Raw genomic sequence first — 15688 nt, forward strand, 5'->3', positions numbered from 1 at the left:
AAGCCGCCCGCAGTCGGCCAAGAGCCGATCCGCAGCCGACTGCGCAGATGACTCATACGTGCGTACTTGTGTACGACCGCCGGGCGGGACCAGGAGCGGTGGGTAGTCACTCATGATGTGAACCTTGACGACCTTGCTTACTGCGAAATTCACCCGACAGTCGGAGTCGCGCGCCTCGGGAACAGCCCGGACGGTATCTTCGTCGGGCCCGAGGCACCTGGAGTGGCGGCGCGTCCGGAGGACGGTTTCAAGGACGCCGACGGACGGGTCAAACGACAGGCTGCGCGCTTCCGTCTGTACGGATACGACAAGGACCACAACCTGCTGGGCGAGGTGACCTCGAACGAGGCGACCGTCCGGTGGACGGTCGAGCTCGCGAACGGAAAAGCGGCCTGGTTCAAGTTCCACGGGCGCTTCCATCAGTCGGAGGCACCCGAGAACCGGCGCAACGCCACGATCGGCGTGTCCGATCCGCAGCAACGAGCGGCACTGGTGATCAGCCCCGGCCCACGCAGCGTCGAGGGCGCGAACGCCGATGGCAGCGGCGCGAAGTTCGACACCGGTACGTTCCTGCGCACCCCCGTCCCGCTCGGAGAGCTGCGCACGGACGAGGCCGGACGCCTGCTGGTCCTGGGTGGCTTCGGACACTCGGCGTCCGTCAAACCCGCCAACCTGGTGACGAACTACGCGAACAACGACTACTGGTTCGACGACACCTCGGACGGCCCGGTCACCGCGACCGTGACCGTCGGCCAGGGGCGGACGATTCCGGTGACACCCGCGTGGGTGCTCGTGGCACCGCCCGACTTCGCGCCCGACACCACCAACCTGGTGACGCTCTACGACGTCGCCCGCGAGGTCGCCGAGAACGCCGGCTGGTTGCCGCGGGCCTCGGACGTCTCGTTCAGCCGCGACATCCTGCCGCTGCTCACCCGCATCTGCGGATACGCCTGGGTGAGCGGGATCGCGGTGCGTGGCCACGGCGACGGACATGCCGGTGACTTCCTCGATCCCGATCGTCTCGCCCGCCTGGCCTCGAACGCCGCTGAGGACGCGCCGCCGCGCAAGAAGATCTTCGGCAGACTGCGCACCCCGGGCGCCGAGGACGTGACCCAGGCGAACTACACGTTCATGCCTCAGCTCGCGGGGGACGACGGAGATCCCGTCGAGGGCAAACCGCGGACCTGGTTCACGATCCTGCCGGGCCAGTACGAGCGGATGCGCCGCTGGGCGTCCGGAGACTTCGTCGCCGACGGAACCGACGGAACCGACGGAACCAGCGCCGTGCCGCTGGCGGATCTCCCGCTCGCAGAACAGCCGCACGCCCTCGTCCGAGCCGCACTCGAAGCATGCAACGGGGGCCCGTTCTTCCCCGGCATCGAGATGACGTTCATCGCGGACGATCCCGCCACCTGGGCGGGAGCCTTCCGGTTGCGCGACGGCCTCGCCCCCGGAGACGTGACCAAGTACATGGCCGTCCCCTGGCAGGCCGACTTCTACGAGTGCAACACGCACTGGTGGCCGGCCCAGCGCCCGGACGACGTGCTGCCCGAGGAGCAGTACCGCGAGCTGATCCGCACGGCGGCGGAAGGAGCCGGGGAACAGTACGTGTACCGGACGCCCTGGGACCGTGGGATCGGCCTGCAAGCGGTGGACCTACCGCAGCTGGCGCAGCAACACGGCGAAACCGACGATGACTACGCACACCGTGTACATAGCGCCTGGGACAAGATCCGCGGACACTCCGGCGACAACGACATGGTCGAGAAATGGAGCCAGCTCGGCTTCGTCGTGGCACGCACCGACGCGTCCGGGGGAACTGTGCTGGTCGAGACGGAGCGGGCGGGGCAGGTCGGCCTCAGCGATCGTGAGTGGTTCTACTTTCTGCAGCATCCGGACCGCTTCCCGAAGCAGGCGCAGGCAGCCCATCAATACGCACAGGACCTGCTGAAACACGCCGCGTCCAACCCGACGGTGCAACCGTCGTACCGCCCGTTCCGGTACTCGCCCGAGGCCTTCAAGTCCCGCCTCGAGCTCATCTACAGCGATCTCGTACAGGCGGGTGAGGACGCGGATCCCGCGCGCTCGCTCTTCCGCTCGCGCCAGGACGTGGTGGAGAGAATCCGTCAGCTCGCACCGTTCAACCTGATGGACGGCGCCTGGTTGCGAAACGTCACCCAGGCCGGACCCATCAGCGAGGTCCATTCCCTGCTGTTCGCCATCTGGACGGACGAGCAGGGCAACGGCAACCCGGCTCTCAACCATGCCAACCTCTACACCGACCTGCTCCACAGCGTGGGTCTGTATCTGCCCCCGGTCGACTCGTACGAGTTTGCCATGCTGCCCGAGATGCTCGACTCGGCCTACACAGCCGCGGCCTTCGAGCTGGCGATCTCGCAGCATTCCGAGGAGTTCTTCCCCGAAATCCTCGGAATGACCCTGTGGTTGGAGTGGGAGGTGCTCGGACTCAAGCCGACCGTAAGGTTGTTCGAGTACTACGGCATCAATCCGCAGTTCTACACGATGCACATCGGCATCGACAACGCGACGAACGGCCACGGAGCGAAGGCGCGTGACGCGGTCGTCCAGTACCTGGACGGCATCTACGAGGGCGGTGGCGACGCCGCCGTGCAACAGCAGTGGCAGCGGATCTGGAACGGTTACGTCGCCTTCGCCACCGTCGGCAACCTGGCCAATGATCTGTGGGACCTGCTGCTCAACCCGCCTTCCCCGAAGGACCGAGTACTCGACCTCATCGCCCGCAAGGCCCCCTACGCCGCCCAGAACCATGACGGGAAGATGCTGGGCGAAAACAAACTCAACGACTGGTTCCTCGACCCGGCCGGTCTGCTGCAGGAGCTCCAGGACTCCGGCCTCATTGTGCCGGGTGACCCCGACAAGAGCTCCTTCTTCGAGAAGACGACGTACACGGGCCCCATGTACAAGGTCTTCTCCGAAAGCGAGTTGGAGCTGTGGCGCCAGTGGACGCGCTCGCTCACTGCTCCGCCGCCCGAACCGGTGCTGACCCCGCTGAAGGCGATGACCCTCCTGGTCAACGCGCTCCGCCCCCGTCAGGCGGGCAACCCCGCGCACACCAAGGCGTTCCTCACCGGCCCCGACCCGACCGATCCGGCCGATCCGCCGCGGACCAGAACGGAGTCGGTGGCCTGGTGGTTCACCCAACCGCCGGGGGCACTGTTGGCGGCGCTCGCCCATCCGGACAACCAACTGGTCTCGCCGGGCCATCCGGACGAGAGCGGGTTCATCACCGATCTGATCGCTCCGGCCAATGCGATGGGGGCAGCCTTCGAGGCAGTGGTACCGGGCACGGAGAAGACCGGCACCGACATCGCGCGCTGGTGGGTCACCGAGGGGTGTCCCCTGCCGGGCCCCGCCCCACTGGCGGGACCCGTGCTGCTCGACGCGATCGTGCTCCCGGCGGCCGGTATCGCGGTTCCCGAGGCGGACGGGGGCGAACCGGTGCTGCACGGGATGGGCGTGGTCCACTGATGACACCCGGCGCCGGGGAGACCGTCTGCGACGTGGTGATCGCCGGCAGTGGACCCGCAGGGTCGGCGACCGCGCTGACCCTGGTGCGCCAGGGAGCCTCGGTCATCCTGGCGGACCCTGTCGTCGCGGATCCCGGCCGGAGACAGGAGTGGAAGCTCGGGGAAAGCCTCGCACCGAGGGCCCGGCCCCTGCTCGAACGCCTCCGTGTCCTCGACCGCGTGGCCGACGGACCGCACACCCCGTGCCTCGGGAACCAGTCGTCCTGGGGAGGGGGGGAGCTCGCCGACAGCGACTTCCTGTACGGCATGCACGGACCGGGGTGGCATCTCGACCGCGCGTACTTCGACCGTGCGCTGTTCAGGGCCGCCTGTGATGCCGGGGCCGGGCGAAGCGCCCACAAGGTCAGGGCAGTGCGTCGGATCCGCGACCACTGGCGGCTCATGCTGGGCGCAGAGACGGTCCGCGCGCGCTACCTCATCGACGCCACCGGCGCCGGAGCGGGCGTCGCCCGCTGTGTGGGCGCGGCCGTCAGGCGCGACGACCGCCTGATCGCTCTCGCAGCGCGCCTGGCTCCGAGTGTCCGGCCGCGGCCGCCGTCGCTGACGTCGCTCGTCGAGTCCGCGGCGCCCGGCTGGTGGTACACGGCTCCGCTACCGGACGGAACGTCACTCGCCATGCTGATGACCGACGCCGATGTCGTCGCCGGGCACGCCTTCCACCGGCCACGGAAGTGGTGGGAGGAGCTGATGGCGACCACACACGTCCGCGCACGCGTGGACCACAGCACGGGCCCGGCCGCGGTCCGGCTCCGGGTGGTACGCGCCGCCACCTCCCACACCTGCCCGGCAGCCGGACCCGGTTGGGCGGCGGTCGGGGACGCCGCCACCGCCTCGGACCCGATCGCCGGCCGGGGAATCCTCACAGCGCTCGCCACCGGCGTCACCGCGGCGGAGGCCGTCGGAGCGGACGCCGCCGGCGACCAGGGAGCGCTCGGCCGGTATGCGGCACGGGTCGAGGCGATCCACGCGGAATACCTGGACGCCCGCAGGCTGTGTTACCGGGCCGAGGAGCGCTGGGACACCCCCTTCTGGACCCGTCGCCGTAGCCGTTCGCCTGAGCGGCCGAGGCCGGGTGGGTGACGTGCCGTTCGCACCGGCGCGGCAGCGTGGTGTCGCCCGGCCCTGCTGGTGGCATGGGCGGCGATGGTTCGTTCCAACTCGATGCACAACTCAACGTAAACGGAGGGCAGTAGATGAACGGTGAGGCAATTGGTCCCGAGCAGATCGCGCGGGCCGCAGCCGAGGGCGTCGCGATCGCTCTCGCCGCCCGTAACGTGCCGGGCGACCTGGATTTCCAGGGACCCATCGTGGCCGGGAATTTTCCGCATGCGCTCTTCGAAGTGCGCCTGGAAAGGAACGAGGCCAACGGAGGAATCCAGGTGCGTAGCGTCGAGCCATACCAGTCCGGCCAGTAGCGGTCATGTCGCGCGACGAGCCGGACAGGCAGCGGGAAGAACTCCTCTGCCCCAGCGCGGCTGCTCATTCCGAGTCGGTTCTGATCGGTGTCGTCACGGGTTCGGCCGACGCTCCACGGGTTCGTCCCACCGACCATGCGATGCCGGTGACACAGGAAGTCCTCGATCTGGCACAGCCGGCCTCGCCCACCGAGGTCTTTCGGTTCGCGGCCCCGTGCCGTACCGGAAGCTGCATTCACTTCAGGAATGCGGCCTGCCAGATCTCCGCTCGCAGCACTGTGTTGCTGGACGAGGTGGTGGCGCACCTGCCGAAGTGTCCGATCCGTGCGCGGTGCCGCTGGTTCCACCAGGAAGGCGCGAACATGTGCCGACGCTGCCCCCAGATCGTGACCAAGCAGTACGCGCCGTCCGCCGAGATGTTGCGGATCGTGAACGAGAACGATCCCCCTGCGGCTTCGTGCACTCCACAATCAGATTGAAGAAAGGAACCCCGTGGGCAACAGAATCGAAATCGAACGCCATCGAGAGATCGTCACCGAGCTTCTGAACACCAAGGCCGTCGACTTCGCGGCGCTCGGCACCGCGCTGCAGAAGTTCGGCCCGTCTCTCGCGCTCAACGGAGAGGACGGGTTCTGCGGCACAGGACTGCACTACATCCGGGTCTACCGGCTGAACGCCGGAGCCGACGAGATCGAACAGCCCGCCGCACTTCGTCGTGTCGGCGAGGAACTGACCGGCTGACCCGAGGCACGGGTCCGGGCACTCCCCGGGCCGGCCTCCGGACCTGGACAAGGGCCCAAGCACGATGAACGGGTTTCCCCGGCACTGGCATCCTGCCGACCTGGAACGAAGACTGACCGCGGTGCTCGATGTCGCGCTGCGGGCGCTGGAAGTCCTCGCACCGGAGGGCTACACCGATGCCGCGGATCCGGCCGCGGACGTCCCCCCGGACAAGGTCGTCGCCGAGACCGCCATGCTGCTCCTCGCCGCAGCGCGCTCCTCGGCCGGCAGGCCGGCGCTGCGGGAACGGGTCGACGAACTCGCCCGGCAACTCGGCCCCTTCGCACGGTGCGAACAAGTGAGGGCACGCGTATGTCTGGAGCCCTCGCTCGCCCTCACCCACGCGTGCGCACACGTGTGCCTGGCCTGCGCGGGCTATGCGGACCCTGCGTACGACCGTCTCCTGCGCGCCGGCCTCGCCTGGCCGGATCAGGAGCCCAGCCGCGAGCGGCCCCCGCACCGCGAACTCGAACAGCAGTGGCTCCAGGGCCTGATGGGCAGCCCTACGGCACCCCAGGTACCGGCTCAGCGCTCCGTGGTGGCGAGCTCGATGCTCGGCCGACAGCTCGACACCTTGTCGGGGACCAGGAACGACGCATACGCACTGACCCACGCCGTCATGTTCGCAACCGACCTCGGCAACCAGCGGCTGCGCCTGCCTCGAACGAGGACCGCTGTCCAAGCCGACGTCGAGTTCGCCCTGGCGATCAGTCTCGACCAGCACGACTACGACCTGGCCGGTGAACTCCTGCTGTGCTGGCCGATGCTGCGCATGCCCTGGAGCCCGGCCGCCGCCTTCGCCTTCCACGTCCTCGCCGCGGTGGAGGACGAAGCCGGATTCCTGCCCACCCCACTGGTACGAACTGAGCGTTACCGCGCTCTGGAAGGCACCGCGCAAAGGCGATACGCGCTCGCCACCGCCTACCACACCGTCTACGTGATGGGGCTCCTGTGCGCCAGCGCGCTCACCAACCGCTGCGCCCCTCCTCGAACCGTCTCGCCCGCACGCCGTCACCTCCACGAGGTGAGCGACCACTTGCTGGCCCATCTCAAGGCCGCCGGACCTCGGCAGTGGCTCGACCACGCGCTGCCCCTGTCCCCCGGTCGGCAGGCTGCCCTCTCCCCTCTCTTTCTGGCCATCGCACTGCACCGGGCGACCACCGCCCGCCGACTCGAAACCGTCCGCGACCTGGTCGGCCTGGCGCAGCGCGCAGACCTCATGGCAGCACCCGCACCCAGACAAGCGGTCCAACTACTCCTGCGCACCTCTCTCTTGGCGTCCACGACCTGGGGACACCACCCCGGACGTGAGCAGACGCTCCACCTCCCTTTTTGAACGGTTTCCATGGACAAATCCTGCTGCTGGAGCCCGTCTGGGACGAGCGCGGCCGGGCCGTCCGGGACGCCCCGGTCGCCTTCTTCGAGACCGGCCTGCTGAGCACGGACGGGACGACCGGCAGGGACGGCGCCCGCCCCCTTCGACCTGAACATCCGCCCCACAGCCTCACCGGCTGAGCTGCTCCAGGCCGTCAACGCCTGCGGCGGGCTGCTCAGCAGCGCCCTGGCCACAGCCAACCCGACCCTGCGCGCCTGGCACTGGGGTCCGTGCGACCCCCGAGGGATTCTCAGCATGAGTTCGCGCAGGGCGTGGTGGACCAGCAGGTGTGCCCAGATCTGCTGGCGGACACCATCGGGGGTTGCTGCTGAGTACGACGCGGGCGCCGCGCTGATGGGGTTTGATCTCAGCGAAGACTGACTCGATCTCCCAGCGTTCGCGCCACACACTTGTCATCCGGGTCCGCGGCCGATCCCGCCGACGCATCTCGATCGCGACCCTGACCTGCTACAAGCCGGGCGAACGCGCCCGGCTCATCTACCGGCCCCGCCGCGACGACGGCCGACGCGACGGACGCAAGAGCTTCGCCTGGACCGACTACCGCGACCAGCTCATCACCGCACACCAGCAACTTGGCGGCCCGATCGTCCTGATCTGGGACAACCTCAACGTCCACCTCGCCGCCGGGATGCGGCAGTTCATCGCCGAACGGGACTGGCTGACCGTCTACCAGCTGCCCTCCTACGCGCCGGACCTCAACCCGGTGGAGGGCATCTGGTCCCTGCTGCGGCGCGGCCGGCTGTCCAACACCGCCTTCACCACGCCCGAGCACCTGATCCAGACCATCCGCGGCGGTCTGAGAACGATCCAGTACCGCCCTGGCGTGATCGACGGGTGCCTCGCCGGAGCCGGGCTTTCACTCCCGTCCACGACAACCCGAGTTCAAGCTCAGTAGCCGTGCAAGCCCCGGCGGCGGACCCCAAATTGCCCACTGAGCGAACCGCTTCCTGGTCGGGCGGGTAGAGGCGCCCCCGGAGCGGCCGAGGAGAGCCCGGGACGGAAGTCCGGGACGTCCCAGGGACGCTGGGACGCCCTGGGACGGGCGGGAAAGCGCCCCGCGGTGCATATGTTCAGCACCGCAAGGCCTGCAGGGCCCCGACCGCCTCCCGTGCAGGCCGTGCAATTTCCCATTACCGCACACGCCTCGGCTTGAGCGTGTGTGGGGCCCTTCAACGGGGCCTGAATTCACCTAACGAGGGAACACCCATGAAGAAGATCACGGCCGCTCTTGGCCTTGCGGGCACCCTGGCGGCGTCCGCCATCGCGCTCGCCCCGTCGGCCTCCGCCCTCAGCTGCCAGCAGGACACCCTGTACACCGGCTGGCAGACGGTCAACTGGACCGCCACCAAGGCGTCCGACGGCTGCCACGACCTCAACCTGACCATGGCCGGCGCCGGGGGCGGCACCGGCTACGACGGCTACGAGGGCTGGTACGTGAACTCCTCCGGCAACTGGACGCCGGGTGCCTCCGGCTACCACTGGCTGAAGGACGGCTACTACAGCCTCGGCTCGGTCGTCCTGGTCTCCAACCTCACGTCGGGCCGTACCTTCGGCGTCGCCGAGTACAACTCCGGCTGGGGCGCCGTGACCATCGCGCACTGACGCTGCGGGCCCCACGGCCCGTGACGCTGCCGGCAGACGCCCTGCACCCCAGCTGCGTCTGCCGGCAGCATCTCTGCCACACCACACCAAGTACCTTCGGAGACAAGGCAGCACATGCGACGCCCCACCCGGTACCCGCGCAGGTCCGTCGGGACCACTCTGGCCCTCGTGGGCACGTTCCTGCTCCCGGGCCTGACGTCGTGTTCGAGCCCGCAGCCCACCGCTCAGGCGCCCAGCCGGTCGGCCGCCCCCGCACCACCGACCACCGTGACCCATGCGATGCCGTCGGACATCTCGGCAGTGCTGCTGCCGTCGACAGGCCCGGAGACCCGCTGGGCCCAAGGTCTTGACACCTTCGGCACCCTGGCGGGAAAAGCCGCGACCCGATCCTGCGCACAGTCTCGGGGCGTGGCGATGCCTCAGATGATGCCCGGGATGTTCTTCCGGATCATGGACATTCCTGATCTTCCGTTCATCCGGCTGCACGGCTTCAATGGCGGCTACGCCCCCGGCGAGTCCTCCGTCGCGGCTCCGGCCGCGGCCCCGTCCTCTCCGAGCCCCGCGCAGCAGCAGTGCACGCAGGAAGGCATGAAGGTAGGGCGGGAACTGAAGGACGTGTACGTCCCGCTGCAGTCACAGTGGTGGACCCGGACGGCCTCGCTGCGGCGCGACCCCCGTGTCGAAGCGGCCTACCGGCACTTCGGCGAGTGTCTGTCTGACCACGGCGTGCAGGCCAAGGACGAGAACGCCTTCTTCGCCCTGGCCGACCAGCGCATGCAGGCCGGCGACACGGCCGGGGCCCAGCACCTCGGCGACGTCTACGCGACCTGCATGACCCCGGTGGAAGCCGTCCGTGAACCGCTGCGCAAGAAGCTGAACGACCAGTTTCGCACCGCCCATGCGCCAGAGCTCAAAAGGTTGAACACCACACTCCCGGCGAAGATCCACGAACTCGAGAAGCGCTACGGCATCCAGATCTCGTTTCCAGCCCCCTGAGCCGGGCTCGCCGTGCCGCTCGCGCACGGGAACTGTCGCCTCCGCGTACCACACCGGCCGCTTCACCAAAGTGCCCCGGCTCGCGAAACTCCGGCGGGTGCCCACCCCCGCCGACCGTGAGTCCGGACAGCCGTGGCGGCCCGGCACCGTCGCCGGGCAGTCTCCGTTCGGTGGCTTTCATGACTCCCCCTCGTCCTGGTTGTGCGACAGTTGATCGATGGCGCGGATCGTGGTGTCGCGGGCCGCCGTCACCTGGTCGAGTTCTGGACCATGCTGTTCGATCGCGGCTCTCTGATAGGCCGACTCGACTGCGAACCAGAGGCCGACGAGGTTGGTGCGCGCCTTGCAGGCCACGTCCGCCCGCGCCTGGGCGATCTCCTGACGGGACGGGCGCGCGGCATTCGCCGAGGGCACCTCGTCCATGGGCGTCGACATCCCGAAGCCCCGGGAACCCATGCACGCCGACCACGCCGAGAAGACCTTCGTGACGCGAGGGTCGGCCATGGACCGTTCAAAGCTGACGGCCTTGATGCGGGCGACGATCCCGTCCGGGTCGGTTCCCGGCCCCTGCGGGCCGCCTGAGCCGAGCAGCCGCTCGGCCTCGCCCAGGCATCCGCCTTGTGGGATCGGTCGGCCGCGGTACGAAGTGAGGGGTGTGCCCGAGGTGTCCACCCCCGTGAGGACACCTCGGGCCGCTGACGAGGGGGGCTTGAGCGGCGATGCCTTCGCCGAGGCAGCCCCGGAGGACGTGGTGGTGGGGGCGTGATAGCCCCATGTCCGGGCTTCGGCGGCGTCCGTGAGCCCGTACCGCCGGTACGTCACCGTGTACGCATCCAGTGCCTCCCGCGCCGCCGCCGATCCGGCCGGAAGGCGGGCCGCGGGCGGATACGGCACGGACAATCGCCGCATGCAGGCTCGTACGGCTGCGTCGCTCGCCTGATCGAAGTCCAGTGCCTGGCGGGGGCTCAACATATAGCGCTCGACGGGAAGGTGGAGGTGTTCGACCCCGACGGTGCGCGGGATCTTGCCCAGCGCGGGCGGCTTGTTCTGCTGCGACGAGCAGGCGGTCAAGGTCACCAGCAGCAACACGCCGCCGGCGATCGCAGCGCGGCGTACCCGTCGTACCAAGGCATGGGTAGAGACGTAGGCCATGGCCATCGCTTCCTCGGAGCGGTGCCCCGCACCGGGGCGGGGCACCGTGTGATCACAGGACGGGTCGGTTCAGTGACCGATGCCGGGGCAGCGGGTGTGGTCCGAGATGGCGATGGACGCCTCGTTGTTGCGCAGCCAGCTGGTGAGGTTCCCTCCCTTGTGCGGCGAGAGCCAGTTGGAGTCACCGCGGAAGTTCGGGGAGTACCAGATGCCCACGTTGCACACAGTGCCGTTCTGGGCGGAGGCGGCGTTGTTGCGGACCTTCAGGCCGTGGCCCGCCTGGCTGCCGGTGAACTTCTTGATGCCCAGGTCGCCGATCATCGTCGACGTGCTCCGGTACGGAGCGTTCTTGGCCTTGGGCGAGTAGTACAGGCAGAAGTTGTAGCGGCTCGCAACGTTGCAGTCGGACTTGCTGTCCCAGCTGGAGATGTTCGCGCTACGGGCGTCGGCGTGCGTGGCCAGTCCGCCCAGCGCCAGCGCCGCCGTGGCCATGAGCACTCCGGCCCGGCTCGTCGCCCTCTTCGTGATCGTCATGTTCGCCTTCTCCTGGCGTCTGTGTATCGGGATCCGCAGCGTGCGGAGCGGCCCTCGGAGAGAGGCCCGTGAGAACGAGTTCAGCGGGCCGGGGATTGAATGGGCAGCGGGTTTCGTCACCCTGATCAATGGCCATACCGCAGGTCACGGACCCGACGTTGCGGTACTGACCAAAGAGAGCGCCTCTGGTTTGCCCTCCTGTCACGGGCGTGCGTAGCGTGGCGGGCCATCGCGCCGCGTCCACGGGGGAGGCGGGCGAACGGTGGGGGTGCTGTCGATGCCGGGGCGTCCGGAAAGCCCACTCGATCCGAGTCAGGGGCCGGTGCAGCGTTTCGCTGCCGAGTTACGAAAGCTGCGCGTGGCGGCTGGCAGGCCGCCATACCGGGTGATGGCGCAGCGCACCGGGCAGGGGGCGAGCACCCTGTCGCAGGCAGCTGCGGGTGAGCGGCTGCCGACGCTGCCGGTCGCCCTGGCGTACGTGCGGGCGTGCGGCGCTGATGAAGACGAGTGGGGGCAGCGCTGGCGCCAGACGGCCGCGGACGTAGCGGCCGAGCCGCGCGCCGAGGATGCGGACACACAGTCGCCCTACCGGGGTCTGGCCCGGTTCGAACCCGACGACGCCGAACTCTTCTTCGGACGCGACCAGCTCACCGCCCGGCTGTTTGCCATGACCCGTTCCCGTCGCCTCACCGCGGTGTTCGGCCCATCGGGCAGCGGCAAATCATCGCTTCTGCGCGCGGGCCTCATCCCCCTTCTCCGCACCCCGGGTCCGACGGGCCCGCAGCCGGCTGCACTACGCGTCATCACCCCCGGCGAAACCCCCTTGAGCACCCATGAGCAGCGTCTGATCCCCAAGGACACCGACGGCGACACGTGGCTGATCGTGGACCAGTTCGAAGAGCTCTACACGCTGTGCACCGACACTGACGAACGCGACCGGTTCATCGATCACCTCCTGGACGCCGTCGATCCGGCCAGCCGACTGCGGGTCGTGATCGCGGTGCGAGCCGACTTCCTCGGCCACTGCGCCAAGCACCCCGGGTTGACGGCTGCCTTGCAGGACGCCACCGTGCTGGTCGGGCCGATGGACCGCGGCGAACTACGCGAAGCCATCGTCAAACCCGCACAGAAGGCCGGCCTGGTCGTGGAACGCGCCCTGACCACCCGTATCCTCGACGACGTCGATGGCGAACCGGGATCGCTGCCGCTGATGTCCCACGCCCTGCTCGAAACATGGCACCGCCGCAAAGGCCGCGCCCTGAACGAGGAGGCATACGAAGCAGCCGGCGGCCTGCACGGCGCGATCGCCCGCACCGCCGAGACCACCTACGGCTGCCTCACCCCAGCCCAGGCCGGCGTCGCTCGCCACATCCTGCTGCGCCTCATCGCTCCAGGTGAGGGGACAGCCGATACCCGGCGCCCCGCGGCTCGAACGGAACTCAGTTCCGTAGACTCCGCCGACACGGCCACCATTGTCGAACGCCTTGTCGGCGCGCGTCTGGTCACCCTGGACCACGGTGTCGTCAGCCTCGCGCACGAAGCGTTGATCACCGCATGGCCCCGCCTGCGCGGCTGGATCGACACCGACCGGGAACACCTGCGCATCCACCGCAGCCTGACCGAGGCCGCACGCGCCTGGGACGATCTCAAGCGTGACCCAGGTGCCCTCTACCGGGGGACACGCCTGGCCGTCGCCGAGGAGCACTTCGCCGCGCCCGAACCATTCGCCACCCTCACCGGACTGGAACAGGCGTTCCTGACCGCGGGCCGCGCCGCTCGCGCCGGAGAACGCCGCCGGCGCCGTGGCTTCGTCACTGGCTTGGCCGTGCTGGTCACATGCGCCCTCATCGCGGGAATCGTCGCCTGGCAGCAGACTCGCACCAGCAACCGGCGCCATCTGGAGGCCGAGTCCCGCCGCCTTGCCGCGGTCGCCACGAGCATGCGCTTCTCCGACCCGGTCACAGCGATGCAGCTCAGCCTCGCCGCGTGGCGTCTGAACGACTCGACCGAGACCCGGTCTGTCCTGCTCGGGGCCGTGACACAGCGCGAGGAAGACGTCTTCTCCGCGCCGGGCACGAAGGCCGACTACAACGGCGGCATCCCGACCACACTCCGCACCATGACGGCGGACGGAAGGTCACTCGTATCCGTTACGGCGGACCGGGTCAACATCTGGGACCTGCGCACCCGTCGCCTCTCGCACTCCTTTCCGGGGCTCGGCAAGCTGCTGGACGGCGACACCTCGGTCGTCACCGCTCCGAACGGTCTCACGCTCGCCCTGGTGACGCTCGAGGGCAGAATCAAGCTGTGGGACGTGCGCACTGCACATGTGACGTCGACGCTCAACCTGGACATACCCCACACGGCGTTGTTCAGCCCCGACGGTGAGATGCTCGTCGTGGAAGACGACGGACCGGACGGATCAGACCCGTCCCTCCAGGTGTGGGACCTGCGCCACCACCGGGTTCAGTTGCGAATACCCGAACATGAGGGTGAATCCCTGCAGTTGGCATCCATCAGCAGCGACAACAAGTGGCTCGCCCTGTGCACGGACGCCCGCCCCCTGCAGGTCTGGGACATCTCGGCCGGCCGGAAGGCGCTGCACGCACCATGGGTGTCAAACGGCCATCACGCGTGCTCCGCGACGGCACTCACCATCGCTCCGGACGACATGACCCTCACAGCCCTCGCTCAGAACAAGATCCGTCGGTGGGATCTCTCCACGGGACACAGCCTGCCCTCCCTGGAAGCCGACGGGATGACCAAGATGCAGTTCGACGCACACGGCTCCTTCCTCGTCGCCGTCGGCGCCCGCCAACTGCTCGTCTGGCGTATGGCATACCCAGATGCTCCCGTGCTGAGCCAAAAGCTGACCAGCGACGCCCAGGTCGGCCTTGCCTTTGACAGTGCGGCAGGAGCCGTGCGCTACCTCAACCAGGGCGGCACGATCGTCCGGACACTCAGCCTGGGGCGCACCACGACCAGCCAGTGGGACACCAAGCAGCCCGACAAAGCCACGCTGTCCCAAGACGGCCGGGCCCTCGCCCGCCTGCGTTCTGCCGACGGCACGGAAAGGCTCCACATACTCGACACCCGCACCGGCCGGGTCGTCTTCGAACCGACCACAGAGCACTGCCCCGAGGGGGGCCGGCCGGACACACCCGAATGCACCTACCTCATGGCACTCAGCCCCGACGGCCGGTATGTCGCCAGCAGTGTCGTCCGGGAAGCAGTCCTGCCAGGAGCGCCGAGTCGACCACACCTCACCGTGTGGGACGTCGCCACCCACCGCCCGTACGCGACCATCACGCTCCGGCACAAGTCGGCGGACATCTTCGGGCTCACCGGAATCGCCTTGGACGCCCATGCCCGCACCCTGCTGGCCTACCGGGACACCACACCACCGTCCGTGGAGGTATGGGACCTGCACCGCAAAGAGCTCATCACCTCGGTCCGCAGCGATCAGTACACGCTCATGGGCCCTACCACCGAGGGCGGCATGGACATGGCCCTACGCCCTGATGGCCGCATGCTGGTGACCCAGCCCGGCCTGGTCGTGGACGTTGCCTCACGAAGGATGGAACCCCGTGAGCTCGGTGAGGGCATGATCACCGCAGCAGCGTTCGGACCGCACCGCACCTACCTGGCGGTGGGCGACGACCTGGGGCGCGTCACCCTCTGGGACGGTGCAGCGCGCCACCGCCTCGGCGTGCTGACCGGCACCACCGCCGACAGCGAGGCCGCCGAGAGCGGGGAGGTGACGGCCCTCGCCTTCTCCCACGACGGCAGCACGCTTGCCGTCGGCGGCGAGGGCGGCACCGTGCAGTTGTGGGACGTGGCGTCCCGCCGACTGCTCGGATCCGCCCTGCCCACCCCAGGAGACCTCGTGGGCAGCCTCGCCTTCAGCTCCGATGACTCCACCCTCTACGCCGCAGGCGCTCACGTGCCCGTGCAGACCTACTCGCTCGACCCCGACCGCCTTGCCCGACAGGTGTGCCGGCGCGCCAGGTCTGGACTGTCCGCAAGGGACTGGCACACGTACCTGCCCGATGTGCCGTACCGGCGTACATGCCCTCGGTGACGTTGAGGTTGTGCGCACGCTTTAGCTTGGTATTTATCCGCACCACCGTTTCAGGCGGCCATGTTCGGTGAGCGTTTCGGCGTCTTGCGGATGCTGCACGCTGATCGCCGCATCATGGCTCATCGCTCGGAGGACCGCCACGAGAGGCGCCCCCCGAACCTCC

At 68.8% G+C, this 15688-nt stretch carries 13 protein-coding genes; 11 read left to right on the top strand and 2 right to left on the bottom strand.

The features are described 5' to 3' along the window. Nucleotides 1–117: 117 nt before the first annotated feature. The 10 genes from ACIRVH_RS08985 to ACIRVH_RS09030 all read left to right on the top strand — a co-directional run bounded on the left by ACIRVH_RS08985 (nt 118) and on the right by ACIRVH_RS09030 (nt 9758). Nucleotides 118–3510, top strand: coding sequence for a LodA/GoxA family CTQ-dependent oxidase (locus tag ACIRVH_RS08985; protein WP_403949844.1), 3393 nt, complete (start codon nt 118–120; stop codon nt 3508–3510). After that, a complete protein-coding gene (locus tag ACIRVH_RS08990) occupies nt 3510–4649 on the top strand; it encodes an NAD(P)/FAD-dependent oxidoreductase (RefSeq protein ID WP_403949846.1) in 1140 nt (379 codons plus the stop codon). The genes ACIRVH_RS08985 and ACIRVH_RS08990 overlap by 1 nt, the downstream gene beginning before the upstream one ends. 113 nt (nt 4650–4762) lie before the next feature. Continuing rightward, nucleotides 4763–4984 carry a hypothetical protein gene (locus tag ACIRVH_RS08995; protein WP_403949849.1) on the top strand — a complete coding sequence of 74 codons (222 nt, stop codon included), beginning with the start codon at nt 4763–4765 and terminating at the stop codon, nt 4982–4984. A gap of 5 nt (nt 4985–4989) precedes the next feature. Beyond that, nucleotides 4990–5463: a hypothetical protein gene (locus tag ACIRVH_RS09000; RefSeq protein WP_403949852.1), complete on the top strand. Its 474-nt coding sequence runs from the start codon at nt 4990–4992 to the stop codon at nt 5461–5463. Between the two features lie 13 nt (nt 5464–5476). Next, the gene (locus ACIRVH_RS09005) at nt 5477–5725 is read left to right on the top strand and encodes a hypothetical protein (RefSeq protein ID WP_403949854.1); all 249 of its coding nucleotides are present in this window, start codon (nt 5477–5479) and stop codon (nt 5723–5725) included. 64 nt (nt 5726–5789) lie between these two features. Continuing rightward, nucleotides 5790–7100, top strand: a complete 1311-nt coding sequence (locus ACIRVH_RS09010) for a DUF6895 family protein (protein WP_403949857.1) — start codon at nt 5790–5792, stop codon at nt 7098–7100. Next, nucleotides 7097–7279, top strand: coding sequence for a hypothetical protein (locus ACIRVH_RS09015; protein WP_403949859.1), 183 nt, complete (start codon nt 7097–7099; stop codon nt 7277–7279). The genes ACIRVH_RS09010 and ACIRVH_RS09015 overlap by 4 nt, the downstream gene beginning before the upstream one ends. 221 nt (nt 7280–7500) lie before the next feature. Further along, on the top strand, nt 7501–8055 hold the full coding sequence (locus ACIRVH_RS09020; protein WP_403949861.1) for a transposase: 555 nt from the start codon (nt 7501–7503) through the stop codon (nt 8053–8055). 311 nt (nt 8056–8366) lie between these two features. After that, nucleotides 8367–8762: a hypothetical protein gene (locus tag ACIRVH_RS09025; protein ID WP_403949864.1), complete on the top strand. Its 396-nt coding sequence runs from the start codon at nt 8367–8369 to the stop codon at nt 8760–8762. Nucleotides 8763–8930: 168 nt separating this feature from the next. Next, nucleotides 8931–9758, top strand: a complete 828-nt coding sequence (locus ACIRVH_RS09030; protein ID WP_403949866.1) for a hypothetical protein — start codon at nt 8931–8933, stop codon at nt 9756–9758. Between the two features lie 177 nt (nt 9759–9935). Here the strand turns inward: ACIRVH_RS09030 and ACIRVH_RS09035 are convergent, their stop codons facing one another. Together ACIRVH_RS09035 and ACIRVH_RS09040 are read right to left on the bottom strand one after the other, a co-directional pair. Beyond that, the gene (locus ACIRVH_RS09035; RefSeq protein WP_403949868.1) at nt 9936–10916 is read right to left on the bottom strand and encodes a hypothetical protein; all 981 of its coding nucleotides are present in this window, start codon (nt 10914–10916) and stop codon (nt 9936–9938) included. 63 nt (nt 10917–10979) lie between these two features. Then, nucleotides 10980–11444 (bottom strand): hypothetical protein, encoded by a 465-nt coding sequence (locus ACIRVH_RS09040; protein ID WP_403949870.1) that lies wholly within the window; start codon nt 11442–11444, stop codon nt 10980–10982. Nucleotides 11445–11721: 277 nt separating this feature from the next. On the opposite strand from ACIRVH_RS09040, the gene ACIRVH_RS09045 reads away from it, so the two are divergent. Beyond that, complete coding sequence (locus tag ACIRVH_RS09045) at nt 11722–15525, top strand: helix-turn-helix domain-containing protein (RefSeq protein WP_403949873.1); 3804 nt, start codon at nt 11722–11724, stop codon at nt 15523–15525. The last annotated feature ends 163 nt before the right edge of the window (nt 15526–15688 follow it).

Origin of the sequence: Streptomyces sp. NPDC101165 (assembly GCF_044768135.1) — a bacterium.
GTDB lineage: Bacteria > Actinomycetota > Actinomycetes > Streptomycetales > Streptomycetaceae > Streptomyces.

Bases quoted from the DNA above. Each gene is read 5' to 3' on its own strand.
- ACIRVH_RS08990 (WP_403949846.1), top strand. From the start codon at position 3,510: ATGACACCCGGCGCCGGGGAGACCGTCTGCGACGTGGTGATCGCCGGC.
- ACIRVH_RS08995 (WP_403949849.1), top strand. From the start codon at position 4,763: ATGAACGGTGAGGCAATTGGTCCCGAGCAGATCGCGCGGGCCGCAGCC.
- ACIRVH_RS09000 (WP_403949852.1), top strand. From the start codon at position 4,990: ATGTCGCGCGACGAGCCGGACAGGCAGCGGGAAGAACTCCTCTGCCCC.
- ACIRVH_RS09010 (WP_403949857.1), top strand. From the start codon at position 5,790: ATGAACGGGTTTCCCCGGCACTGGCATCCTGCCGACCTGGAACGAAGA.
- ACIRVH_RS09025 (WP_403949864.1), top strand. From the start codon at position 8,367: ATGAAGAAGATCACGGCCGCTCTTGGCCTTGCGGGCACCCTGGCGGCG.
- ACIRVH_RS09035 (WP_403949868.1), bottom strand. From the start codon at position 10,916: ATGGCCATGGCCTACGTCTCTACCCATGCCTTGGTACGACGGGTACGC.
- ACIRVH_RS09040 (WP_403949870.1), bottom strand. From the start codon at position 11,444: ATGACGATCACGAAGAGGGCGACGAGCCGGGCCGGAGTGCTCATGGCC.
- ACIRVH_RS09045 (WP_403949873.1), top strand. From the start codon at position 11,722: ATGCCGGGGCGTCCGGAAAGCCCACTCGATCCGAGTCAGGGGCCGGTG.